Source organism: Aequorivita vitellina, assembly GCF_022008365.1.
Lineage (GTDB): Bacteria > Bacteroidota > Bacteroidia > Flavobacteriales > Flavobacteriaceae > Aequorivita > Aequorivita vitellina.
Genome location: NZ_JAIRBA010000011.1, coordinates 56,821 through 82,246 on the forward strand (window position 1 = coordinate 56,821; position 25,426 = coordinate 82,246).

General features: G+C 36.8%; 26 protein-coding genes and 1 other RNA gene. 9 read left to right on the forward strand and 18 right to left on the reverse strand.

Annotated elements, in window-relative coordinates:
• Positions 1-42: 42 nt before the first annotated feature.
• The 3 genes from K8089_RS07515 to K8089_RS07525 are packed head-to-tail and all read right to left on the reverse strand — an operon-like array spanning position 43 to position 1,901.
• Positions 43-522, reverse strand: coding sequence for an Lrp/AsnC family transcriptional regulator (locus tag K8089_RS07515; RefSeq protein WP_237602658.1), 480 nt, complete (start codon positions 520-522; stop codon positions 43-45).
• Positions 523-553: 31 nt separating this feature from the next.
• A complete protein-coding gene (locus K8089_RS07520) occupies positions 554-1,720 on the reverse strand; it encodes a M14 family zinc carboxypeptidase (RefSeq protein WP_237602659.1) in 1,167 nt (388 codons plus the stop codon).
• Positions 1,698-1,901 carry a hypothetical protein gene (locus tag K8089_RS07525; RefSeq protein WP_237602660.1) on the reverse strand — a complete coding sequence of 68 codons (204 nt, stop codon included), beginning with the start codon at positions 1,899-1,901 and terminating at the stop codon, positions 1,698-1,700. The genes K8089_RS07520 and K8089_RS07525 overlap by 23 nt, the downstream gene beginning before the upstream one ends.
• Positions 1,902-2,012: 111 nt before the next feature.
• On the opposite strand from K8089_RS07525, the gene K8089_RS07530 reads away from it, so the two are divergent.
• Both K8089_RS07530 and K8089_RS07535 read left to right on the forward strand, forming a co-directional pair.
• On the forward strand, positions 2,013-2,429 hold the full coding sequence (locus K8089_RS07530) for a helix-turn-helix transcriptional regulator (protein ID WP_237602661.1): 417 nt from the start codon (positions 2,013-2,015) through the stop codon (positions 2,427-2,429).
• 43 nt (positions 2,430-2,472) lie between these two features.
• The gene (locus tag K8089_RS07535) at positions 2,473-2,844 is read left to right on the forward strand and encodes a PH domain-containing protein (RefSeq protein WP_237602662.1); all 372 of its coding nucleotides are present in this window, start codon (positions 2,473-2,475) and stop codon (positions 2,842-2,844) included.
• 85 nt (positions 2,845-2,929) lie between these two features.
• On the opposite strand, the gene K8089_RS07540 is transcribed toward K8089_RS07535, so the two are convergent.
• From K8089_RS07540 to K8089_RS07575, 8 genes are all read right to left on the reverse strand, one after another.
• Positions 2,930-4,987 carry an ATP-binding protein gene (locus K8089_RS07540; protein WP_237602663.1) on the reverse strand — a complete coding sequence of 686 codons (2,058 nt, stop codon included), beginning with the start codon at positions 4,985-4,987 and terminating at the stop codon, positions 2,930-2,932.
• 53 nt (positions 4,988-5,040) lie between these two features.
• Entirely contained in the window at positions 5,041-5,475 is a 435-nt protein-coding gene (gene mscL, locus K8089_RS07545) for a large-conductance mechanosensitive channel protein MscL (protein WP_237602664.1), read from the reverse strand.
• A gap of 76 nt (positions 5,476-5,551) precedes the next feature.
• A complete protein-coding gene (gene cmk / locus K8089_RS07550; protein ID WP_237602665.1) occupies positions 5,552-6,247 on the reverse strand; it encodes a (d)CMP kinase in 696 nt (231 codons plus the stop codon).
• Positions 6,247-7,266, reverse strand: coding sequence for a type IX secretion system protein PorQ (gene porQ, locus K8089_RS07555; RefSeq protein WP_237602666.1), 1,020 nt, complete (start codon positions 7,264-7,266; stop codon positions 6,247-6,249). Before porQ ends, cmk begins: the two co-directional genes overlap by 1 nt.
• Positions 7,267-7,489: 223 nt before the next feature.
• A complete protein-coding gene (gene lon, locus K8089_RS07560; RefSeq protein ID WP_237602667.1) occupies positions 7,490-9,940 on the reverse strand; it encodes an endopeptidase La in 2,451 nt (816 codons plus the stop codon).
• A 292-nt stretch (positions 9,941-10,232) separates the two neighbouring features.
• The gene (locus K8089_RS07565; RefSeq protein ID WP_237602668.1) at positions 10,233-11,630 is read right to left on the reverse strand and encodes a DUF6252 family protein; all 1,398 of its coding nucleotides are present in this window, start codon (positions 11,628-11,630) and stop codon (positions 10,233-10,235) included.
• A gap of 50 nt (positions 11,631-11,680) precedes the next feature.
• On the reverse strand, positions 11,681-13,000 hold the full coding sequence (locus K8089_RS07570) for an MFS transporter (RefSeq protein WP_237602669.1): 1,320 nt from the start codon (positions 12,998-13,000) through the stop codon (positions 11,681-11,683).
• Positions 13,001-13,095: 95 nt separating this feature from the next.
• Positions 13,096-13,914, reverse strand: coding sequence for a M48 family metallopeptidase (locus tag K8089_RS07575; RefSeq protein WP_237602670.1), 819 nt, complete (start codon positions 13,912-13,914; stop codon positions 13,096-13,098).
• Between the two features lie 222 nt (positions 13,915-14,136).
• Here K8089_RS07575 and K8089_RS07580 point away from each other — a divergent pair, with 222 nt between their 5' ends.
• From K8089_RS07580 to lpdA, 4 genes are all read left to right on the forward strand, one after another.
• Positions 14,137-14,670: a collagen-like protein gene (locus K8089_RS07580; RefSeq protein ID WP_237602671.1), complete on the forward strand. Its 534-nt coding sequence runs from the start codon at positions 14,137-14,139 to the stop codon at positions 14,668-14,670.
• 1 nt (position 14,671) lies between these two features.
• Positions 14,672-15,169, forward strand: a complete 498-nt coding sequence (gene msrB / locus K8089_RS07585) for a peptide-methionine (R)-S-oxide reductase MsrB (RefSeq protein ID WP_237602672.1) — start codon at positions 14,672-14,674, stop codon at positions 15,167-15,169.
• Positions 15,153-15,557, forward strand: a complete 405-nt coding sequence (gene msrB / locus K8089_RS07590; RefSeq protein ID WP_237602673.1) for a peptide-methionine (R)-S-oxide reductase MsrB — start codon at positions 15,153-15,155, stop codon at positions 15,555-15,557. The genes msrB (K8089_RS07585) and msrB (K8089_RS07590) overlap by 17 nt, the downstream gene beginning before the upstream one ends.
• 190 nt (positions 15,558-15,747) lie before the next feature.
• Positions 15,748-17,124 (forward strand): dihydrolipoyl dehydrogenase, encoded by a 1,377-nt coding sequence (gene lpdA / locus K8089_RS07595; protein WP_237602674.1) that lies wholly within the window; start codon positions 15,748-15,750, stop codon positions 17,122-17,124.
• Between the two features lie 86 nt (positions 17,125-17,210).
• On the opposite strand, the gene aroQ is transcribed toward lpdA, so the two are convergent.
• The 3 genes from aroQ to K8089_RS07610 form a co-directional block, all read right to left on the reverse strand.
• Positions 17,211-17,627 carry a type II 3-dehydroquinate dehydratase gene (gene aroQ, locus K8089_RS07600; RefSeq protein ID WP_237602675.1) on the reverse strand — a complete coding sequence of 139 codons (417 nt, stop codon included), beginning with the start codon at positions 17,625-17,627 and terminating at the stop codon, positions 17,211-17,213.
• A gap of 69 nt (positions 17,628-17,696) precedes the next feature.
• Positions 17,697-18,188 carry a hypothetical protein gene (locus tag K8089_RS07605; protein WP_237602676.1) on the reverse strand — a complete coding sequence of 164 codons (492 nt, stop codon included), beginning with the start codon at positions 18,186-18,188 and terminating at the stop codon, positions 17,697-17,699.
• Positions 18,189-18,419: 231 nt separating this feature from the next.
• Entirely contained in the window at positions 18,420-18,962 is a 543-nt protein-coding gene (locus tag K8089_RS07610; protein ID WP_237602677.1) for a porin family protein, read from the reverse strand.
• A 114-nt stretch (positions 18,963-19,076) separates the two neighbouring features.
• On the opposite strand from K8089_RS07610, the gene xerD reads away from it, so the two are divergent.
• Together xerD and K8089_RS07620 are read left to right on the forward strand one after the other, a co-directional pair.
• Positions 19,077-19,973, forward strand: coding sequence for a site-specific tyrosine recombinase XerD (xerD, locus tag K8089_RS07615; RefSeq protein WP_237602678.1), 897 nt, complete (start codon positions 19,077-19,079; stop codon positions 19,971-19,973).
• Positions 19,974-20,114: 141 nt separating this feature from the next.
• Positions 20,115-21,062, forward strand: coding sequence for an aldo/keto reductase (locus K8089_RS07620; protein ID WP_237602679.1), 948 nt, complete (start codon positions 20,115-20,117; stop codon positions 21,060-21,062).
• Between the two features lie 145 nt (positions 21,063-21,207).
• On the opposite strand, the gene rny is transcribed toward K8089_RS07620, so the two are convergent.
• The 4 genes from rny to K8089_RS07640 all read right to left on the reverse strand — a co-directional run bounded on the left by rny (position 21,208) and on the right by K8089_RS07640 (position 23,579).
• Positions 21,208-22,770 (reverse strand): ribonuclease Y, encoded by a 1,563-nt coding sequence (rny, locus tag K8089_RS07625; protein ID WP_237602680.1) that lies wholly within the window; start codon positions 22,768-22,770, stop codon positions 21,208-21,210.
• A gap of 56 nt (positions 22,771-22,826) precedes the next feature.
• Positions 22,827-22,934, reverse strand: a non-coding RNA gene (gene ssrS, locus K8089_RS07630) — 6S RNA.
• Positions 22,935-22,987: 53 nt separating this feature from the next.
• On the reverse strand, positions 22,988-23,278 hold the full coding sequence (locus K8089_RS07635; protein ID WP_237602681.1) for a cell division protein ZapA: 291 nt from the start codon (positions 23,276-23,278) through the stop codon (positions 22,988-22,990).
• Positions 23,279-23,288: 10 nt separating this feature from the next.
• On the reverse strand, positions 23,289-23,579 hold the full coding sequence (locus K8089_RS07640) for a SusD/RagB family nutrient-binding outer membrane lipoprotein (protein WP_237602682.1): 291 nt from the start codon (positions 23,577-23,579) through the stop codon (positions 23,289-23,291).
• A gap of 150 nt (positions 23,580-23,729) precedes the next feature.
• Between K8089_RS07640 and K8089_RS07645 the strand changes: the two genes are divergently transcribed.
• Positions 23,730-25,421, forward strand: coding sequence for a M23 family metallopeptidase (locus tag K8089_RS07645; protein WP_237602683.1), 1,692 nt, complete (start codon positions 23,730-23,732; stop codon positions 25,419-25,421).
• Positions 25,422-25,426 lie beyond the last annotated feature (5 nt).

Below are 25,426 nucleotides of genomic sequence, written 5' to 3' on the forward strand. Positions count from 1 at the left end.
GCGGTTGTGCAAAGGTTTTAATATAAATAAAACGTTTTGTAATTATATTTCTTTAAAAATAGAATGTAACAACCTCTTTTTGTCGTTAATACTCTCTTCCATAGAAATCATTGTTTCGGTACGGCTAACACCTTCAATATCATCTATTTGATAAATAACATCTTTAGCATGTGCAGTATCGCGAGCCCGTATTTTACAGAAAATATTGAATTTCCCGGTAGTTACGTGGGCTACGGTTACAAATGGAATTTCACTAATGCGTTCTAAAACAAATTGCGTTTGCGATGTTTTAAAAATAAAAACTCCCACGTAAGCAATAAAAGCATATCCAAGTTTTTTATAATCTACTTGAAGTGAAGAACCGGTAATAATACCAGCTTCTTCCATTTTTTTAACCCGTACGTGAATGGTTCCGGCGGAAATTTCTAATTTTTTAGCAATATCAGTAAAGGGGATTCTGGTATTGTCAATTAATAGGTCTAGAATTTTGTGGTCTGTGTCGTCTAATTTAAATTTTGGCATGTTTTCTAATTTTTTGCAAAACTATGAAGTTTTAATTTAAAAAAGAATTGTTTTTATGAAAAAAGATTATCGATTCATTCGATTTGTCTCTTATTTTTGTAATATTCTCGCCAACTGTTAAATTTCCTTGAAGATTTGTTAAAATTTCAGCTCCGTTTACATTCTTTTCAATATAGCCGAAGTAATTTTTTAAACTTCCTATTTCATCTATATATGGCTCAAAATTAATACGATCATCTTTTAACACTTCCCGATATTGTATTGCAACCGAAACGGGTTTATTATATTGGTCTAATTTTACATTCCTTAAAATAAGATCTTTATAATTTTTAAGATTTTCTGGAATGTCAAAATAAGCTGCGTGGGTTACTGTACTAGCCTTAGGTCCCACTATATCAAAAACCGATAATAAGGCGTAGAATATATATTCCCTTGTTTTTTCGCGTTGATAATCTTGCTTTGTGTGTCCCGCTTCAAATAAAATCGTAGGAATACCTTCCATCTGAAAAGTGTCGCCAACACAGGCCGGATTAAAACTATCGTCGTACCTCCCCACTTGGCCCGGAATATAGGTTTGCAAGGTTTTATTTATTGCAACAATATGCCGCATAGCTACTATTCTAGCTTCAGTTAAAGTTCTATTTTTATTCGCTGCAGGCGAAAGAAATGAAACTGTTGCAGGTTTGCCATTTTTAAAGCCGTAAATGGAACGTTGATCGTGTAGGTTGAGGCATAAAGATGGTTTAACTGCATCAACAACGCGACGCAAGATTTGACTCTCCCGCTGCGATAAAGTTTGTGCATCGCGATTTAAATCAATATTATTTGCATTATGGCGCGTATAATTGCGGGCGCCATCTGGATTAAGCATTGGCAACACATAAAATGAATAATCTTTTAAAAATTGATTTATCTCTGATTGAAAGTAATCTTTTTGATTAATAAATTTTATAAAATCGAAAATAGCTTTTGTTGTTGTTGATTCATTTCCGTGCATTTGAGACCAACCCAAAACAATTTTTTTTCCATTCCCAATTTTAAGCATGGGAATGTCTTCACCCAATTCGGAATGACCTACCACGGTTAATTCAAAATTCAACTTATAATCGTTTAGCAGCGGATATATAGTATCTAAAAAAACATACCTGCCACTTATTCGCGATTCAAAATAATCTTTATACCAATGCGCTATTTTCATATCTAAAATAATAGTTTACAAAGTTAAACAATGGCTTGTTTACAATTGTAACCGAACGAATACGTGTGTTTTGATTACAGGCGTAAACCCGATAACGCGGTTTTTTCCAATCTAAAACATCAAGAATAGACCAATGCGTTAAATCAACTTCAATAAATTTATTTTCAGTTAGATAAAGCACATTAATTAAAGTTAGATTATAAGCATAATTTGATTATATATGATTTGTTTTTGCGGTTCATTAATTATAAATTACATTTGTAACCATCAAATCTTCTTAAATAGTGTTACAATGGTAAACAGCGCGCAATTTACAAAAAGACTCGAAAAAATTCTGCAATATTACAGTCTCACTGCGGCTGCATTTGCCGAAGAAATTGATTTTAACCGCTCCACCATTTCACATTTATTGTCTGGAAGAAACAAACCAAGTTTAGAGTTTGTAATGAAACTTTATGAAAAATTTCCCGAGGTAGATATGGATTGGTTGCTATTTGGAAAAGGAAATTTCCCTACTCCATCGCAAAATGATGTAAAGGAAAATGTAACTAAAAAATCGACTGTCTCAGAAAAAAAACCAATCGATCTTTTCTCAAACGAAACAATAAGGCAACAAGTGAAAATGGAGCACAGAACCGAAAATCAAAAACAGATTGATAAAATCGTGATCTTTTATAAAGATGGAAGCTTTAATGTTTACCAAAACTGAGTCGTTTACAGTAATTTTTCGGAAATTCGCATAAAAATTGATTATGCGAATTCTTTTATTTTTATTCGGTTGTTTTTTGTTTAGCGGTTGTTACGAATCTGAACGTAATTGTAGCGATTTTAAAACTGGAACATTTGAATTTGAAGCCCTCTCAGGCACCGAAGTATTTACAACTACTATCACTCGAAATGACTCTATAGAGGTAGATTACTATCAAGGAAAGACCGATTCGTCTTCAATTAGATGGATAAACGATTGCGAATACGTACTAACAAAAATAAATCCAAAAAATCAGGCTGAAAAGAAGGCAATTCTTATTAAAATTTTAACCACTAGTAAAGATGAATATACATTTGAATTCAGTGAAGTTGGGAAGGTTAAAAAAAGTAAAGCTACTGCCAAAAGAGCTAAATAGCACGACTTGTCATTTCCTTCTTAAACTTTAAAATTTAATTTACTAGTCCCCATTAATTGGGTGGTAGCCAAAATTTAAAATAGCTTTAAAAAAAGTATTTTCCCAAAATAGCAAAAAGGGTTTCTTGTTCTATAGGTTTTGTTAGATAATCGTTCATACCCGCTTTAATGCCACGTTCAATTGCTTCTTTGGTAGCATCTGCCGAAAAACCCAAAATGATGGCTTTATTCCCTATCTTTCTTAAATGTTGAACAATTTCAAACCCATCTTTGCCGGGCATGTGTACGTCCATAAATATGAGGTCGTATTGTTTTGAAACGCATTTTAGCAAAGCTTCGTCGCCATCTTTAGCAATATCTGGTTTAATACTTTTTTTGGACAGAATTTTTTCCAAAATCCTACAGTTTAAAAGATTATCGTCTACAATCAAGACATTTAAGTGACCTAAGTTTCTAAATTTCTTTCTACTTACCTTTTTATTTTGAGGATCGACCGTTGGAAATTTCAGAAAAACTTTAAACGTTGCTCCTTCTCCTAATTTGCTTTTTACATGAATGGTGCCCCCCATTAACTCAACCAGCATTTTAGTAATGGCAAGGCCCAAACCACTTCCCTGGTGTTTTTTTGTAATGCCAAAATCGAGTTGTTTAAATCGTTCAAAAATAACTTCTAACTGCGACGGATCTATTCCTACACCTGTATCAGTGATTCGAAAATTAATTTGAAGTTGGCCATTCACTTCCTTTTCCTCATAATAAACAGTTATGGCGCCTACATCTGTAAATTTTACAGCATTGCTTATTAAATTTGTAAAAATTTGCTCGGTACGTGAAATATCGCCCATTACAACTTTGGTATCTTCAATATCGGCAAAATTAGTAGTTAGCTGTAGGCCTTTAATTTTGGCTGCTTGTGTGTATATTTCTACAATGTGTTTAAGTGTGATAAACGGATTGAAAGTTTCTTTTGTCAATTCTATTTTACCAGATTCTATTTTATCTATGTGAAGAATATTGTTAACTAGATTCAATAAAGTTCGCGAAGAGTTTTGCATTAGTTTTAAAAATTCTTTCTCGCTTGCTAAAAGCTTCTTACCCTCTAATATTTCAGAAATACTAAGAATAGCACTTAACGGGGTTCTTATTTCATGGCTCATATGCGAAAGGAACTGAGTTTTGGCTATTGAAGCTTCTTCGGCTTTAAGCCGCTCCTTTTTCAATTCTTCATTAAGGGTGTTAAGACGTTGGTTTACTGCCTTATCCTTTTTTAACTGGTATTTGTCTAGCATATAGAAATAATACAGCAACCCAATTAAAAATGAAACAAAAATGCTAAGTGCGAGAATAAAATTTTGCAGTGGGGTGGCTTTTAGTTCACTTTTAGAGTCGTACATAAACTCAAAATTCCACGTGCTACTCGATCGGTTAGAAAATGGCCTCAGTTTTTTAACGTAGACTTGGTTTTTTTTAAAAATAGCTGGATTAGGTTCGTTGTAACTATAAAAAGTTTTACCCGTATTGTCTTTTATTAATATACTGAAAATGTTTTGTTTAGAACTAATATTATCAAATTGGCTTTTAAAATCCATCCCTGCCGAGACAGTGCCTTGAAAAGCATTGTTATAATAAACAGGTACATCTACTAAAAATGCCTTGCCACTTTGTGTTAGGTCTAACCACGAGGTTATATTTGTTAACGTGTCTTTAGAATTTGCAAACCAATCTGGATACCGGTACGATAATTTTTTAATATCTAAGTTTAGCGCCTTCCTGTTGGGTTCTAAAGGATTTATAAAATTTATAACCCCGGTACTATCAATAAAAAAAACAAACTTGATTGACTGGTTTTGTTTTAAAATGCGTTCTGAATCAGGTTTAATAAAGGTTTTGAAATTTCCATTACTCTCTACAATTCGGTCGCGTAACCCTTCGAGAGAATGAATATTGTGATAAATAATCTTTTTAAAATCTTGGTAAGTAAGGCTGCCAACAATTTCTAGTTGCCTGAGCTTGAATTGCTTTTGTTCATTGATAACTCGGTAGTAGCTAACAACACTTATCGCCGTAAAGAAGAAAAATAAAACGAGCGAAAAGATGACAATTTTGTACCTCTTGTAAAATGAATTGAGTTTGGCTGTCAGCATCTCTAAAGTTACTAAAAAATATTTTTTTTATAATAACTTTCTGAGTGCTATTTTTACAAGGTGTCTTTACTTTTTAAAATTGTATTTTGTTCTTCCATCAATTTTTCAATATTTGATAAAAGCTGAATATTCTTAGGCGTTTCTACCGTTTTGTCATGAGGATCTTCAGATTTTTTCTTGAAGCGATTAATGAATTTAATAACCACAAATATTGTAAAAGCAATAATAAAAAAGTCAATTAATGCTTCCAGAAGTTCACCGTAACCCACTGCAACTTCGGCTGCGGTGTCTGAGGCAGTACGCAGTACATATTTTTTATCAGAAAGCTTAACACCATCTGTAAGCATAGATAGTGGGGGCATTACCACTTTTTTTACAATAGTGCTAATTACATTATTAAAGGCGGTACCAATGACGATTCCCACCGCCATGTCTATCATATTGCCTTTTATTGCAAAGTTTTTAAACTCTTGAAAGAATGTAGCCATAGATTAATTTCTGGATTAGAAAAATACAAGTTTAGGAAACTTTCTGCAGATAGAAAAGTGAAAGTAACAACCAACCTTAAATACGGCCGGCTATTCGGTCTTTAGCTAATTGAAGTACGGTGTGAAATTGGTCTTCCAAGTTCATATCTGAATTATCAATTTCAATAGCATCAGATGCTTTACGCAGCGGCGAATCGTCGCGTGTAGTATCTATATAGTCCCGTTCTTCAATATTCTTTAAAACATCGTTAAATTGAATATCGTCGCCACGAGCTACCAATTCCTGGTATCTACGTTGGGCGCGTTCTTTCGCAGAAGCATTCATAAAAATTTTTAATTCGGCATTCGGAAAAACCACCGTGCCAATATCTCGTCCGTCCATTACAACGCCTTTTTCCAGTCCCATTTTTTGCTGTTGGGCGACCAACTTTACGCGTACTTCGTGAATAGTCGCAATGGGACTTACAAATTCTGAAACTTCCAAGTTTCTAATCTTGTCTTCTACATCTTTCCCGTTTAAAAAAATGTGTGCTTTATTCCAAGCAGCTTCTTTTAAAAATCGCAGATGAATTGACGGAAGTGATTCTTTTAATTTTTCAACATCAAAATGGTTATCTGAGATTATTCCTTGTTGCATAGCGTAAAGTGTGACAGCCCGGTACATAGCACCGCTATCAACATAAACATATCCTAAATAATCGGCCAGTTGTTTGGCTACCGTACTTTTTCCCGTCGAGGAATACCCGTCTATAGCAATGGTAATTTTTTTCATTATTGAAAATCTATATTTAACCCAAAAAAGCTTGATGAAGCTGCAGTACTGTATTTTGAGTAGGAGTAGCTCAATCGCATTTTATTCAATTTAATTCCAAAACCGGCACTTAAGCCTGCAAAAGCCCGTTTTTCTTCAATGCGAAGTTCTTCCCCCCGTCTAAAATTATAACCCAAACGAATATTGAAACCGCTTTCTGGGAAAAGTTCAATTCCCACAATGGCGTGTCTAAAAGTATTATCTATAAAATTAATGTTTTCTTTGGTAACATTTCCTTCCAAATCGGTTTCTTCTCTCGATGGATTTGAAAAAGCGACGTTCCATTGTTGCATATTTTCTAAAGTGAAATGCCAACGTATAGGTACATTTTCTAATGTCTGTGAAATTCCGAAGATAAGCTCAAACGGCAATGGTTCGTAGGTTTCGTGGTAGGGCGTAAACTGCGTTCCTAAGTTTCTGGCAACTCCTGTAATGTGTAAGTCCCATGCTTCGTAAACGTACATAACTCCTACATCTATAGCGCCTCCGAATGAACCGTAGTTCTCTAAAGTTGAGGAAATAAGCTTGACGTTTATTCCAACGTGAAAATTGGTAAAGGCAATGTTTCTGGCGTGCCCCATGGAAAGCGCCACCTCGCTGCCACTGAAACTGCTTGTTGGGTTTCCGGCTTCGTCGTAACCATCAAATTTTCCGTAGTTTACATAGGTAATTCCGGTGTGCAGCACTTGTGTGCGTCTATCCCATAAATAGGCGTAAGCAGCCGTTCCGTAATTTACGTCGCCAATATAATTGGTATAGTTAAGTGATAGCTGGTTGTCCATTGCCCAATTAATACTAGCGGGGTTAAACAGGGCTTGGGTAGGGTCATAATCATAGTTAGTAACTACTTTTCCGCCAAGCGCAGCCATGCGTGGACTATTCACTAAGTTTAGAAATTGATACGTTGCCCTACCTCCTACCTGTGCCGTCAATAGCTGAGATATAAACAGAGAAAAAAGTAAGAAAACTTTTTGGGACATAGACGCGTGTTACCGTAACTAAAAACTTAACGAAGGTAAGTATAATTTATTTTCGCAAAGGAAAGAAACATCTATGAATAATCTACAATATGACGGTGAAATCACGACGTTTTTTAAATGGAATTAATAAAAATGCAACGGTTTTTTGCTACCGAATTAAAAAAAAGGCTAAAGTATAAATACAAATCACTTATACCTTAGCCTTTCATTATTATAAAATAATCTAAAGGGTTTTGGCGTCTTTCACTTTCTCTTTAGTTAGTGCCAGATCTAGCACATCGCTCATTTCTTTCACATAATGAAAAGTGAGTCCTTTTAAATACTCTGGCTTTATTTCGTCAATATCCCTTTTATTATCTTCGCAAAGTAGTATTTCGGTGATTCGCGCACGCTTTGCTGCCAGAATTTTTTCCTTAATACCTCCTACAGGCAGAACTTTTCCGCGGAGCGTAATTTCACCAGTCATCGCGATCGATTTCTTCACCTTTCTTTGGGTGAAAAGCGACACAAGCGAAGTAAGCATCGTTATTCCCGCACTTGGTCCATCTTTAGGGGTTGCTCCTTCTGGCACGTGAATGTGAACGTTATATTTCTCGAAAACTTCAGGATCTATTCCTAGTTTATCGGCATTAGATTTAATGTATTCTAGAGCTATGGTGGCAGATTCTTTCATTACTTTTCCAAGGTTTCCGGTCATATTTAAAGTTCCTTTTCCTTTGGAAAGCGCAGATTCAATAAAGAGTATGTCACCTCCAACTTTAGTCCAAGCAAGTCCGGTAACCACACCGGCTACTTCGTTGTTTTCATATTTATCGCGTTCCATTTTGGGAGCTCCCAAAACTTCAACAATAATTTCATTGGTTATTTTTACGTTATAGTCCTCTTGCATGGCAATTTTCATCGCAGCATAACGAACCATTTTTGCAATTTGCTTCTCCAAACCACGCACGCCGCTTTCGCGCGTATATCCTTCCACAATTTTTTCGAGTTGCGGCTTGGCTATTTTTAATGCTTTGCTATCCATTCCGTGTTCTTTCAATTGCTTCGGAAGTAAATGGCGTTTTGCAATTTCTACTTTTTCTTCAATCGTATAACCAGTTACATTTATAATTTCCATTCTATCGCGCAAAGCAGGTTGAATGGTGCTTAAACTGTTTGAAGTTGCAATAAACATAACCTTAGAAAGGTCGTAACCTAGTTCTAAAAAATTATCGTAAAAAGCGTGGTTTTGTTCAGGGTCCAACACCTCTAACATTGCCGAAGATGGATCGCCCTGATTGCTAACAGAAATTTTATCTATTTCATCCAACACAAAAACCGGATTACTGGTTTCTGCCTTTTTAATGCTCTGCACAATACGTCCGGGCATCGCGCCAATGTATGTTTTTCTATGTCCGCGTATTTCAGCTTCGTCGCGTAAACCACCTAAGCTCATACGCACATATTTTCTACCCAAAGCTTCGGCAACAGATTTTCCAAGCGAAGTTTTTCCAACTCCCGGAGGACCGTAAAGACATAGTATAGGCGATTTCATATCGTTCCGAAGTTTTAAAACAGCCAAGTATTCTATAATGCGCTTCTTTACATCGTCAAGCCCGTAATGATCGCGATCCAAGATTTTTCGGGCGCGTTTTAAATCAAATTTATCTTTGCTGTATTTATTCCACGGGAGGTCTAAAAGTAAATCTAAATAGTTGCGTTGAATACTGAATTCGGCAACCTGCGGATTCATACGTTGCATTTTTGCAAGCTCTTTCTGAAAATGCTTTTCAACTTCTTTACTCCATTTTTTCGCTTTGGAGCGCTCGCGCATCTCTTCTATTTCTTCTTCCATTGAAGACCCGCCCAACTCTTGTTGAATGGTTTTCATTTGTTGTTGAAGAAAATACTCGCGTTGTTGTTGGTTGATATCACTTTGTACTTTAGACTGAATATCATTGCGAAGCGATAACTTCTGAATTTCCATATTCATATACCGAAGCGTTTCCAAGGCGCGATCTTTTAGATTGTTTATTTCTAAAAGTGCCTGTTTTTGTTCCACTTCAATATTTAAATTTGAAGAAACAAAGTTTATCAGAAAACTAGAGCTTTCAATATTTTTGATAGCAAAGGCCGCTTCCGAAGGAATATTCGGGCTTTCTTTTATGATCTTTAGCGCCATTTCTTTTATAGAATCTATTATTGCTGTAAATTCTTCGCTTTCGTTTTCGGGGCGCGCTTCGGCCACTTCGCTAATTGTAGCGGTAATATAAGGTTCGGTTGTAATTACTTCAGATACCTCAAAGCGCTTTTTACCCTGAATAATAACCGTAGTATTGCCATCGGGCATTTTTAAAACACGCAGAATTTGCGCAACGGTGCCAATGGTATTTATATCGCCAAGTCCGGGTTCCTCCTCGTTTTCGTCCTTTTGCGAAACCACGCCTATTACCTTGTTTCCTTTATTGGTTTCATTAATAAGCTTTATAGATTTATCGCGCCCTGCGGTAATAGGAATAACGACTCCGGGGAACAAGACCGTATTTCGCAAAGGTAAAATAGGAAGAATATCTGGAAGATCTTCTTTGCTCATTGCATCTTCATCTTCGGCAGACATTAACGGAATGAATTCTGCATCTTCCTTTAAATCCTGAAATGACAACTTGTCTATTGATGTAAGTTTTGAATTGCCCATAAATATGTTTAAGACATTGTGTCACAAATGTAGTAGCCACAATGTACTAGTTTTTAATTTTTAAGTATTTATTAATAAAAAAGCACTGTATTTCAACTGTTTTGAAGTGCCTTTTCTATTATAATTCAAGAGTTATGCCAGTTATTACCGAAGCGGATATAAGTAATTTTATTGATGATTTCTGAAAGTTAGAAAACAATCGAAATAGGATACGTACTACTAAGAAATATTAAAAACAAAAAGCCATTTTTAGAAAGACTAAAAATGGCCATTTATGTGATTAATTTTCTATTTACGGAAGCACAGCTAAAAATTCACCAGCAGTTATTTGATAAACTGTTGGGTCCTGTCCCGTTGCATCTACAGCGCTAAAATTGAAAGTTCCTTCAATTATACCGTTATCGACGTCGTAATTAGTAATTACAATAGTTCCGGGATTTGAAACATACGTAATTGATGTTCCAACAATAGGAGTGTAAAATCCAACTATTTCATCGCCTTCAATTACTTCGGTGCTCATTTCAAAAGTACCTTCAGTTACTGTTGCAGGAAAAGTAAGTTTCATTCTTTGCCCATCCATAGTTGCCGTAAGTGTAATGGTAGGATACTGGTTGAAAATGTCTGTAGTAATAATAAATTCATCAGGATTAAAGGCAGCGCCGTCAACATTCGCTTTAAACAAATTATTGGCACCTGGCACCCCTTCAAAATAAACAGTAAAACTGCCTTCGGTAACTTCAACTACTTCGGGAGCTTGGTTTAACGGATCGGTACCGGTAAAAGCAAAGGTTGCTTCTAATACTCCAGCTTCTAAATCAAATTCTGTAATGGTAATTGTTCCGGGATTGGATGTTAAATTTTCGCCGCCCGCACCATCGTTATACAGTGCAATTAGGTTTGTTCCGTCTGAAATTCGAACCATATTAAAAGTACCTACGCCAAGCGATCGTGGAATGTCTAAACGTAATTGTTCCCCTGCAGCACTTTTGGCTTCAATTTTAATCATATGTACGTCGCCAATCATAGGTTCTGTAACCGTAAGGGTTTCTGCCACAAAATCAACATCATCTACCTTGGCAAAAAATTCATTATTTGGATCGCCACCACCTGTTCCGCCACCGCCGGTATCGTCTAAAACATAAGGTATTTCGTTAAATGCACCAGCAGTTATTGAAATTTGCTCTAACACGGGATCGCCATTTGCATCTAAAATTGGATTGCCATCACCATCTACTTTAATACGTGTTCCCACAAAGCTAAAAGTACCTGTAACGGTTTGCGCACTGGTATCTAAAGCAGTAATATCCATAAGGCCATAACCTCCCAAAGCTTCTGCAGAAATATAGGGAAGCAAGTTTATGGAACCGTCAAAATACGAACCTGAGTTTTGATTTGCGCCACCATATGTTAAGTTAAACGAGCCTACCGCTGCATCAACAATGGCTAGGGTTATGTTTTCGCCGCCAGATTTAGAACCCGTTATTACCAATTGGTTATCGGTAGTAAGTGTTGCAGAAACAGAATTTGCTATATATTCTTGACCTTCAATTTGGGCTTTAAATTGTCCTTCTTCTGCTTCATTTTGTTCTTCCTCAACAAATTCTCCTGTAAGGGGCTCGTTTTCACAGGAGTAAAATTGAAATGCCAGAAATACCAAAAGCATTCCCTTCAAAAAATACATTTTCTTCATAAAATAAATATGTTTGGTAGGTATTAAACGCAAACTTAAACAAAAATTGTTTAACACTTTTTATTTCTTGGCACTCTTAATAATAAAAATACGCCAACCATAAAAAATAAAACAAGAAACAATATTGAATTGCGCATACTACCGGTTATTTGATCGATAAATCCATAAATGAGCATGCCGATAACAATTCCTATTTTTTCTGAAACATCATAAAAACTAAAATAGGAAGTGGTGTCTTTAGTATCGGGTAAAAATTTTGAATAAGTTGATCGCGAAAGTGATTGTATACCGCCCATAACCAAGCCTACCACTCCCGCAGTCAAGTAAAATTGATTTGGCGCAACAATAAAATACGCGACGATACATATACCTACCCAAATAATATTTATAACAATTAGCACGGGAATATTGCCAAACTTTTCAGAAGCAAAAGACGTGATTATTGCACCGCCAACGGCCACGAGTTGAATGATAAGAATACTGAGTATTAAACCCATGGTTTTAGCGTTGTCGCCTCCCCAATCTATTTCTTGTTCGCCAAAATACGTGGCAACCAGCATCACGGTTTGTACCGCCATACTGTAAACAAAAAATGCTGCCAAATATCTTTTTAACTGAATATTTTCTGAAAGTGAATTATAAACTCCTTTTAATTCTCTAAACCCATTCAATAATATTTTGGTGCTAACTTTTTTACCGCTTTTGTTGCCCTTCGGAAGAAAATAAAAAGAGTACTGGCTAAAGAGAATCCACCATATTCCTACACTAACAAAAGACCAACGCATTGCCTTTACACTTGCTGCGCCACCTTCACCAAAACCGAAAACTTCCGGAAACATTACCATTCCCAAATTGAAAAGTAGCAAGACCACACTTCCAATATATCCCAACGAATACCCTTTTGCACTTAATCTATCTTGTTGTTCGGGAAAAGCAACATCGGGCAAATACGAATTGTAAAAAACAAGGCTGCCCCAAAAACCAATTAATCCGAAAAAATAAAAAAGAAGACTTATATGAATATTTTCAATACTGAAAAAATAAAGGCCCATACACGAAAGGGCGCCCAGATAGCAGAAAAATTTCATGAAATTCTTTTTATTCCCAACATAATCGGCAATCCCTGAAAGTAACGGTGAAATAAAAGCGACCAACAAAAAAGCAGCTGCGGTTGTATAGCTTATTAGTGGCGTACTTCTAATAGTACCTCCAAAAACAACAACTGTAGTTACGCCAGCCGATTTAAAAAGTGCCTGATAAAAAATTGGAAATATTGCCGAAGCAATCACTAGACTGTAAACTGAATTCGCCCAATCATAAAAAGCCCAAGCATTTAGCAGTTTTCTACTTCCTTTAGCAAGATTGGGCATAGGGCGGTTTCAATTTTTTAGGATACTAAACTAATAAAAAATCCTGCATAAAGCAGGATTTTAAAAATTTTAGATGCTAAAAAGTAAGGGTTGTTTTATCGTTTAAAACTGGTTACCCCAAATTTTCGTGCTTCAGCCTTTGCTTCAGGCACCCAAGCTTGGATATTCTGAATTCTGGTGCTGCTCGCTGGGTGTGTACTTAAAAATTCTAGGGGTGCGCCATTTTCTTGTGCTTGCATGCGCTGCCAAAGTTGGGCCGCAGCGGCCGGGTCATATCCTGCAATTGCCATTAAGGTTAAGCCTATTCTATCTGCTTCGGTTTCGTGGCTACGGCTAAAAGGAAGCATAACCCCTAAGTTTGAACCCAAACCATAAGCCGTGTTAAAAATCTGCTGATTTTCAGCATCACCAGCTAAGGCAATATTTCCGGCAACGGCACCCAATTGTTGTAATTGGGCTGCACTCATTCTTTGCTGTCCGTGGTTTGCCAATGCGTGGGCAACTTCGTGCCCCATTACCGCAGCCAAACCGGCCTCATTGCTAGTTATGGGCAAAATACCCGTATATACTACTATTTTACCGCCCGGCATACACCAAGCATTTATATCTGGACTTTGAACTAAATTGTACTCCCATCTATAGTCTTTTAAGTAGCCTGCATATCCGTTGGCATTTAAATATCGTTCTGCGGCGGTTGCAATTTTTTGGCCCACACTCTTCACCATTCTGGCGTCAGCTGTGTTGTTCACCACTTTGTGTTCCGATAGAAACTCGTTGTACTGTTGAAAAGCCATTGGAAGGATTTGCGAATTAGGCACCAAAGCCAAAGTCTGCTTACCAGTAAACGGATTGGTACTACATGCCACCACGACCATTCCTAATAAGAGTATTGCAATTGATTTTGTAAATTTCATAATGATGGTTTCGTTTGTTCGTTCAAAAGTTAAATTTAGATATATAAAAATTGTATTCTCCCAAAATTATTTTAAAATTATATTTTTCAATTATTATACCACACCCATAAAATTTAGTGTTTCTTTAATAGTGAAATGTAAATGAAGCCTTTAAATTTATGGACTTGTAAAAGTTGGAACGACTTTTGAATGTTGTAAACTGTAATCTTAAAAAAACTTATTATGAAAAACATACTTCTCTTTTTAGCCCTTTCTTCAACTATTTTATTTACTTCTTGCGAAGGTGATCCAGGACCTCCCGGACAGGATGGCGGATTGGTTTATGCACAGGTATTTGAAGTTAATGTAAACAGCTATCAGTACGACGCAGCCAAAAATACATTGTACTCATCTTTTTATGGCTATCCCTTTACCGTCTTCGAAAGTGACGTAGTTTTGGCTTATCGTTATGAAGGACAAGACGATATTGGTAATGGAGAATCGGCAGATATCTGGACGCAATTGCCACAAAACATATTTTATAATGACGGTACAGGCGATTTTTTTCAATATAACTTTAACAACACCTTTGTTGACGTTCAGTTTACTATTGAAGGAAATTTCGATTTAACCAATATTGACCCAATTCACGATACAAATCAAATATTTAGAATTGCAGTAGTTCCAGCAGAATTTGCAAAAACAAATCCTTCAATGGAAGACGTTTTGGAAGTAATGCAAGCCAATGATTTACAAATAGAGAAATTAGAGCTTTAATATGAAGATTTTAAGCACATTATTAATTACGAGTGCGTTGATTTTTAGTTGCAATTCGCCTGCGCAAAAGGGGGTTAAAACTGTACAACAAGCGTTTCCAATTGTAAAAACCGATGCCCAGTGGAAAGCAGAACTCACTCCAGCGGAATATAATGTACTTCGCCACGAAGGCACGGAACCCGCGTTCTCAAGTCCGTTAAACGACAATCATAAAAAGGGAACTTACGTGTGTGCAGCCTGCGGCAATCCAGTTTTTAAAAGCGAACACAAATTTGATAGTGGCACAGGCTGGCCAAGTTTTGACCGAGTAATTGATGGTAATGTAGCTTTTTCAACTGATAACAAGCTCGGTTATACACGAACGGAAGAGCATTGCGCCAAATGTGGTGGACATTTAGGACACGTTTTTAACGATGGGCCAAAAGAAACCACGAGCAAAAGGCATTGTATAAATGGAGTTGCATTAAATTTTATTCCCGATAATGGAGAAGCCAAATAAATACCCCGTCACAAAATCTGAAGCCGAGTGGCGCGAAGAACTAGGCGAAAAACGCTACCATATACTGCGTGAAAAAGGCACCGAATTTCCCAGAACGGGAGAATACAACCTAACTTTCAATGAAGGAACTTACGTTTGTGGTGCTTGCAATACACCGCTTTTTGACAGTAACAACAAGTTTGAAAGCAATTGTGGATGGCCCTCTTTTGACGATTCTATCGAGGGAGCCGTAGAGTATGTAAAAGACGAAAGCCACGGCATGATCCGTACAGAAATTCTCTGCTCAAATTGCGGAAGTCATTTAGGGCATATATTTAACGATGGCCCAACAGAAACCGGTCAGCGCTATTGTGTAAACTCTTTATCATTACAATTTCAGAAAAAATAATTTTCAGTATTTAAAATTTTAGGCATCAATTTTCAAATAGACTATCACTTGAAAATTGATGCTTTTTCAATTACACCATTTAATCCCTTAACACATTGCCGTAATTTAGAATTTGACCGCGATAGCTATCGCAATTTCTTTTTAGATTTCGTAAATTCGTGGCTTGAAAAGTAATATATAAATATAAGTAATGAGCAAATACGACGTAATAGTTTTAGGAAGCGGACCCGGTGGTTATGTAACTGCAATTAGGGCTTCACAATTAGGTTTAAAAACCGCTATTGTTGAAAAAGAAAGCCTTGGAGGCGTTTGTTTAAATTGGGGTTGTATCCCTACCAAAGCACTTTTAAAGAGTGCACAGGTTTTTGATTATTTAAAACACGCAGACAGCTACGGACTTACCGTAAAGGAATTTGATAAAGATTTCGGGAAAGTAATTGAAAGAAGCCGCGGGGTTGCCGAGGGAATGAGCAAAGGGGTTCAGTTTTTAATGAAGAAAAATAAAATTGACGTTATCAATGGCTTCGGAAAATTAAAAACCGGAAAGAAAGTTGACGTCGATGGTAAAGAATATACTGCAGATCATATAATTATTGCAACCGGCGCACGTTCTCGCGAATTGCCAAACCTTAAACAGGACGGCAAAAAAGTGATTGGCTACCGCGAAGCAATGACGCTTAAAAAACAACCCAAAAGTATGATAGTTGTAGGTAGTGGCGCAATTGGCTCTGAGTTTGCACATTTCTATAATGCTATGGGAACCGAAGTTACTATCGTTGAATTTTTACCAAATCTCGTACCACTGGAAGACGAAGATGTATCTAAACAATTTGAGCGTTCGTTTAAAAAAGCGGGAATTAAAGTAATGACGAATTCTTCCGTAGAAAAATTAGACACTTCGGGGAAATTGGTAAAAGCTACTGTAAAAACTAAAAAAGGTGAAGAAACCCTTGAAGCTGAAATAGTGCTTTCGGCAGTTGGTATTGCTTCAAACCTTGAAGGTATTGGCCTTGAAGATGTAGGTATTGTTACCGACAAAAACAAAATAATGGTTAACGATTTCTACCAAACTAACATTCCAGGTTACTATGCAATTGGCGATGTTGTTCCCGGTCCTGCCCTAGCCCACGTTGCTTCCGCGGAAGGAATAACTTGTGTTGAAAAAATTGCAGGTTTAAATGTGGAACCAATTGACTACGGAAATATTCCAGGATGTACCTACGCTTCGCCAGAAATTGCAAGTGTTGGAATGACTGAAAAACAGGCTAAGGAAGCTGGATATGAATTGAAGGTTGGAAAATTCCCTTTCTCAGCTAGCGGAAAAGCAAGTGCTTCCGGTGAAAAAGATGGGTTTGTAAAGGTGATTTTCGACGCTAAATACGGCGAATGGTTAGGCTGCCATATGATTGGTGCTGGCGTAACCGATATGATTGCTGAAGCTGTTTTAGGAAGAAAACTAGAAACGACAGGACACGAAGTTTTAAAAGCTATTCACCCGCACCCAACAATGAGCGAAGCCGTAATGGAAGCCGTTGCTGATGCGTATGGGGAAGTGATTCATTTATAGATAATAGACGTTAGATATTAGACGTTAGACGAATAAAAAAACCGCACTTAAATGTTGCGGTTTTTTTTATTTATAATATACCAAAACTACTTCAAAAAACTTTGTAAAGCCAATTCATAACTTTGCAATCCAAAACCAACAATAATACCTTTTGCATTTGGAGCGATGTAACTTTTATGTCTAAAATCTTCCCTTGAAAAAGTATTGGAGATATGAACTTCTACCACGGGCGTTTTAATTGCTCTAACGGCATCGCCAATTGCTACAGATGTATGTGTATAAGCCGCGGCATTTAAGATAATGCCATCAAAGCTATAACCTGTTTCCTGAATTTTATCAATTAGTTCTCCCTCAATATTCGATTGAAATTGGGCGAGTTCTATTTTGGGATATTTTTGCTGTAGTTTCTCAAAAAAATCGTTGAAGGTTTCATCTCCATAAATATCGTTTTCACGCTTACCGAGAAGATTTAAGTTAGGGCCGTTGATAATGATTATTTTCATAAAGTAAATATATGAAATAAAAAAAGCAGGAACATTGTCCCTGCCTTTTATAAATATTAATATAATTTATTATAGTCCAAACTCCACTCCAGCGTTCACAGAGCTAAAGGTTCCGCCATCCATAGAAACTCCGGAATATGACAGAATAGCCGCTATAGATCCAAAGTTGTAACCTACTTTTGGTCTGTAAAAGAAGCCTCCATCATTTCCATCGGGGCTTATACCAACTCCGTAACCAAGATCTGCTCCAAAAAAGAACTCTTCAAGCATAAATCTTGCAGATCCACCTATTGGTAAAAAAACCGCTGAATCAACTTCAAAGGTGCCTATTGGTGTATCAATTTCATCGCCATTGTAATACAGTAAACTGGCCATTGGCCCTACATAAAAAGAATCGTTGATATCAAATAGATAAGAAAAATCTAATTGAGCTCCAAAGGTGTAACCATCCGAGCTATCTCCAACGGGTAGTGAAGCACTAACACCAATATTAAAGTTTTGTGATTGTGCTGTTGTAAACGATAATACAACAAGTGCGGTTAATAATAATAGTTTTTTCATAATTAAAAGGTTTTAAGATTAGTGCTTTAAAAATAGGCAAAACTTTTAAATAGTGCAAATTAGTCCTAAATAGAAATAATCCAAATAACGCAAAGGGTGTCAAGCACTTATTACGACTACCAAACTTGAGTCTATCTTATCTTTTTAAAGACAAAAAAACGTACTTTTTCTTCATAAAAAAGAACCATTCAATTAAGAATGGCTCTTTAAAGTTTAGTCATTTCCTCTTTATTATAAAAAAGAATAGCCTAGGGCAACTGAAAATACATTGTTCTTGTTTTTTCCATCCACGTCTTTCGAAACATCAGACAAGCCAAAATTATAACGTGCATCTACGCGAATTCCAAAGGGAAAATCGTAACCGGCTCCTATAATTCCGGAAACATCAGAACTTTCAGCTTCATATATATTTCCAAGAACATCTGCTATATTATCATCTACAATAAATCCGAATTGCGGACCAGCTTGTATATTCAAGCCTTTCACTAAATAATATTTCAAAACAACAGGTACATTCACATAGGTTAAATCAAACTCGCCAGCGTCAAACTCTGCACCTTGCTGAGAGTACAGTAAATCTGCCTGTATTCCAACTTTGTCTGTAAATTTTATTCCCGCAAAAACACCGGCTTGGAAACCCGTTTTACTAGAAAGATCGTTTACATCCGAAATATTCGCAAAGTTAGCACCCGCTTTTATACCAAGATCGAGCTCCTGCGAAAATGCCGTCGTACCTATAAATAAAGTGATTGCTACTACAATTAATTTTTTCATAACGTTTTAATTTTTTTTTGAGTTTTACATTAAACGTAAATATACCGCTTATCTTATACCTTAAAATACATTTAGATTTTTGTTAACTATTGTTTTTAGTAGTAATATAGCAGTATGAAGTGGCATCAAGGCTTAAAGGATTATCAAAATTACCTGCGATTGGAGCGCGGGCTTTCCCAAAATTCTATCATTAATTATTCCCTAGATGTAAAAAAGCTGATGCGATGGTTGGAAACCAATAAAATAGAAGCCTCCCCTATTTCTATTTCTGAAGAAACGCTGCAACAGTTTATTTATGAAATTGCCAAAAAAGTGAATCCGCGGTCCCAAAGTCGCTTAATTTCTGGTCTGAAAGGTTTTTTCAATTATTTAATTTTTGAAGATTACCGAAAAACCAATCCGTTGGCGCTAATTGAAGCACCAAAACTTGGCAGAAAACTTCCCGATACACTTGCAATTGAAGAAATTGATGCATTAATCGCCGCTATCGATTTGGGCTCAAAACAGGGCGAACGCAACCGGGCAATTCTCGAAACCCTTTACGGTTGCGGCCTTCGGGTTTCAGAGCTGACTAATTTAAAAATTTCGGATCTGTATTTTGACGAAGGATTTATTAAAATTACCGGTAAAGGCGACAAACAGCGTTTGGTGCCCATTAGCCCTGCAACCGAAAAATACATTACTATTTATAGGAAGGAAATTAGGGTGCACAAAAAAATTGATCCCACTGCCAAAGACACGCTTTTCCTTAACCAACACGGCCGCCAATTAACGCGTGCAATGATTTTTACAATTGTAAAACAGCTGGTTGAAAAAGCGGGAATTCGCAAGACAATAAGTCCGCATACGTTTCGGCATTCTTTCGCCACACATCTTTTAGAAAACGGTGCCGATCTTCGCGCCATCCAGCAAATGCTCGGTCACGAAAGCATTACCACCACCGAAATTTACACGCATTTGGACCGCAAACACTTAACCGAAGTTATTAATAGGTTCCATCCCAGAAAATAGTCGGCAATTTTCAGTTCAAACTTTAAGCCATTTGGCCAACTTCAATTCGGTTAAAAAAAACCCAAACTTCATAAAATCCTTTAGTCTGGCGGTATAGTTTTGTATTTTCAAGTGAAATATTAAAAATCAAAAAAAAATATAATGAAAACACTTAAATTCCAAAACGGCGATACCATGCACGCTATAGGCTTAGGCACGTGGAAAGCATCGGGAAGCGAATTAAAAAAAGCCATTAAAGATGCTATCTACGCCGGATATCGACATATTGATACAGCAAAAAATTACGAAAATGAAGAAATAATTGGCGAGGCTTTAGCCGAAATATTCGCCGAAGGAGAAATTTTTCGCGAAGATGTATTTATTACGTCTAAACTTTGGAATGATTCACACGCCGAAGGGCAAGTAATTCCAGCCCTGCAAGAATCGTTAAAAAAATTAAAGCTCGACTACCTCGACTTGTATTTGATTCATTGGCCTGTTGCATTTAGGCACGGCATTAGTTTTCCTGAAAAACCTGAAGATTACCTTACACCAGAAGAAGCTCCCATCATTGAAACTTGGAAACAGATGGAAAAAGCCAAAAATGATGGAATGGCCAAACATATTGGCGTTTCCAACTTTAGTGAAAAGAAATTAAAAGATTTAATTGGGAAAGCGACTCAAAAACCAGAAATGAACCAAATAGAGCTCCATCCCCTATTGCAACAAAATGCGTTATTGGATTATTGTAAAGGGGAAGACATTCTAGTTACGGCCTATTCGCCATTAGGTTCGGGCGACCGCATTAAAGCAATGAAAGCTAGCGACGAACCTAATATGATGGATATAGGTGTTTTAAACGAAATAGCCAGAGACCGTAGTGCTACTGTGCCACAGGTATTAATTGCTTGGCACAATCACAGAGGTTGTGCGGCCATTCCAAAATCTACTACCAAAGAACATATAGTGTCTAATTTTAAAGCAGCAGACGTTGCACTAACCGATGCCGATATGAAAAAAATAGCCAAATTAGATCGCCATTATAGATATATAAATGGAAAGTTTTTTGAAGAAGAATCTAAAGGTTATAAGAATCTTTATGATGAATAAGCCCAGTCCTTCTAACCCCTAAAGAGGGAGTACAGCCCACTCCGCTCCTGAAAAGGAAACTCTTATTCATACGTAATAAAAAAAGCTCCAAACGGAGCTTTTTTCAATTATAGCAATAAAGTTTCCCCTTCGGGATGAAGGCTTTTTATTTCGCAATATTCACCGCACGGGTTTCACGAATTACGGTAACTTTTACTTGCCCCGGATAGGTCATATCTGTTTGTATTTTTTGTGAAATTTCAAACGAAAGTTGTGCTGCCTTTTCATCACTTACTTTTTCGCTTTCAACCATAACACGAAGCTCACGTCCCGCTTGTATTGCGTAGGCTTTATTAACACCGCCAAAACCAAAAGCAATATCTTCTAAATCCTTCAAACGCTGAATGTAAGAGTCTAACACTTGACGTCTTGCTCCAGGTCTTGCGCCACTAATAGCATCGCAAACCTGAACGATTGGAGAGAGCAATCCTGTCATTTCAATTTCGTCGTGGTGGGCACCAATTGCGTTACACACTTCTGGTTTTTCACCGTATTTTTCTGCCCATTGCATTCCTAAAAGTGCGTGAGGCATTTCAGTTTCAGTTTCGGGTACTTTACCTATATCGTGAAGTAAACCGGCGCGCTTTGCCAGTTTGGCATTTAAACCTAATTCGGCAGCCATTACGCCACAAAGTCGCGCAACCTCTCGTGAGTGATGTAGCAGGTTTTGACCGTAAGACGAGCGGTATTTCATACGTCCCACCGCTTTTATAAGCTCGGGGTGTAAGCCGTGAATACCTAAATCAATAACGGTTCTTTTTCCTACTTCTATTATTTCTTCTTCAATTTGTTTTGTGGTTTTTTGCACTACTTCTTCAATACGGGCTGGGTGAATACGACCATCAGTCACTAATTTGTGAAGCGATAAACGCGCAATTTCTCTTCTTACAGAATCAAAGCACGAAAGGATTATTGCTTCGGGCGTATCATCAACAATAATCTCTACCCCTGTCGCGGCTTCAATTGCACGAATGTTTCTACCTTCACGACCAATAATTCTACCTTTAACATCATCGCTTTCAAGGTTGAAAACCGAGACGCAATTTTCTACCGCTTCTTCGGTTCCAATGCGTTGAATGGTGTTTATAATTATTTTCTTAGCTTCCTGTTGTGCGGTCATTTTGGCTTCTTCCATAGAAGATTGCACAAAGGCCATAGCTTGGGTTTTAGCTTCATCTTTTAGGCTTTCCATTAACTGAGACTTTGCGTCTTCAGCAGAAAGACTGCTAATAACCTCTAATTGTTCTACTTGACTCCGATGTAATTTTTCTACCTCTGACTGCTTTTTGTCCAGTATAGAAATCCTTTCGTTGTAGTCAGCTTTTTTCTCAGCAAGTTCGGAGTTTAATTTTTTCGATTTTGCAAGCTCACTAGAAACTTGCGATTCTTTATCGCGTGTTCTTTTCTCGGCTTCTGAAATCTTTTTGTCACGGTTTAAGATTACTTTTTCGTGCTCCGATTTTAATTCCAAGAACTTTTCTTTTGCTTGGAGTATTTTATCTTTTTTTATCGTTTCAGCTTCAGATTTTGCTTCTTTTAGTATTGCTGTTGCGCTTTTTTTTGCTCTAAGTATTAGTTGAGACGCGTTTTTGCGTTCTAGTAATTTTGCAATAAAAAACCCAATCGCAATACCAACGATGGCACTAATTACTATAGTTATGATATCCATTTTTTCGTTGAATTATATATATAAAAAAAGCCTACATCAATATATTTGTTTTGAATAAACTCCTTTAAAGAATGTTTAGGGCTAACAAGCTGATCAAGTATCCGCTCAAAGACGGCTCGCTTTTACAACTTCAACTCACCCTTTTTAAAGAATTCGTGTTGAGTTTACCAAAAAATTGTATTAATGTAGGCAGTAACCTTATTTAATTTAAAGAACGTTATGATAATTGCTCCTGCAGTAAACGGTCTAAAGCTTTTAGCTTTTCCTCTGTTTCCTGCGTATCGCTAGAATTATCAATTTGTTTTTGCTCCACCTGTGCGGCAAACTGGAGGGCACACATGGCCAATACATCCTGCTTGTCGCGAACGGCGTAACTTTGCTCGAACTGTTTAATCATTTTTTCTATCTTTTTAGCAGCTAACCTAAGTCCTTCTTCCTGCGAAGGGTTAATAGTTAAAGGGTAAACCCTGTCCGCTATTGATAGTTTAATTTTTAATGGTTCGGCCATTGTTATATTTTTATTCTGAAAGTTGACTTATACAATGGTCAATTTCCCGAATTAGAGCGTTTATCTTGAGTTTAGTTTCTCGTTTATGCTGGTCGCTGCCGAGCATTGAATTTGCTAGTTTTAAGGAGTTACACTTCTCGACCCAAACTTCAATTTCATTTTCAAATTGCAGCTGTTTCGATTGTAAATCTTTTATATCTTCTTCTAATGCTGCATTGGCCTTACTCAATTTTTCGTGCCTTTTTAGCAGCTCGTTAATTCTACTTTCAAGAGAATCAACTATTTCAGAAAGATTACCCATTAAAATTTATGTTCAATACTTCTATCACAAAGTTAGCATACCATTGGTAATACACAAACAGTTTTTCATAATTTTTTGTGTTATTGAAAAATACTAATAAATTTTGAGCTCCTTTCTTCTTTAATTACAACGTATTCATACTTTTGTATTATGAAGAAATTTTTATCAGCCCTCCTACTTTCTTGCGGGCTCGCGTACGGACAGAACGACATTCCCACAGATTATTTTTCCAACCCACTAGATATAAAATTAGTACTATCTGGCAATTTTGGCGAAATGCGCTCCAATCATTTTCACAGTGGCTTAGATCTTAAAACCCAGCAGCGCGAAGGCCTGCCAGTTTACGCCCCGGCAGACGGATATGTTAGTAGAATAAACGTCCAGCATTACGGTTATGGCAAAGCGCTGTACATACTTCACCCAAATGGATATACTACGGTTTATGGACACTTGAGAAGTTTTGCCGGCGATATTGAAAAATATGTAAAAGACACACAATACAGCAAAGAAACGTTTGAGTTGGAACGCTTTCCCGATAAAACACTGCTCCCTGTTAAAAAAGGCGATTTAATTGCTTATTCAGGAAATACTGGCGGCAGCGGCGGTCCGCATTTGCACTTTGAAATACGCGATTCGTCGCAGCGACCTATGAACCCATTACTCTTTGGAATTGAAATTCCCGATACAAAAAAACCTATTGTGAGCGCTGTGTTTGCCTACCCAATAGGCGAAGATGCACACGTTAACCAAGGCCAAAACCGAACAAAACTGCGTTTAATTAAACAAAAGGACGGTAATTATAAAGCCGAAAACATCACCGCATTTGGTAAATTAGGCTTCGGAATTACAACCTACGACCAGCAAGACGGTGCTTCAAACAAAAACGGGTCTTACAAAATAGAAACGAGATTTAATGGTTCCGAAAAATTTGAAGTGCTCTTTAATAAATTCGCCTTTTCTGAAACCAGGTATTTAAACCGCTACACCGACTACAATTATTACAAAACCAACAAAAGTATGGTTCAGAAGTTGTTTCGCGAAAGCAACAATCCCTTGAGTATTATTACAAAGGAAGACGAAAACGGATATATTACCGTACAAGATAGCCTGCAATCTATTTACACTATTGAAGTGAATGATTTTAAAGGCAACAGAATGTATATTTCGGTACCAATTGAGGGGGCTGAACTCGAAATTTTAGAACCAAAAGATATTGTCAAAACAGACGATTATATTTATGCAGATCACGCCACGTCTATCACCAAAGGCAAGTTTAGTATTTACATTCCCGCCAACAGTCTTTATGAAGACACCTATTTAGATATAAAAGATGAAGGCGAAGTTTTAAAATTTCACGAAGATGTAATTCCAATTCACAGTAATATTTCAATTACGGCAGATATTTCGGCCTATAACGAAGCAGATAAAGATAAGTTATACATAGGCAGATTAAATTACAAAGGCCTGCCCTATTACACGGCTACAACGCGCAGTGGCGACAAACTAACTGCAAGAACACGCACCTTTGGAAGCTACACCGTAGCTGCAGACACAACGGCACCCAAAATAAAACCTGTAAATTTTTCGGAAGGAAAGTGGATTAGCAATCAAAATTTTCTAAAAGTAAAAATAACCGATGACCTTAGTGGAATAAGCTCCTATCGGGCAACCATCAATAATAAATTCATTTTGATGGAATATGATTACAAAAAAGACGTTCTAACTTATAATTTCAATGATAATATAAATTTGGAAACAGAAAATAATTTGAAAGTTATTGTAATAGATAATGTTGGAAATAGTGCTACATTTGAAGCTCAATTTTTCAGAAAACAACCCTAACCCTT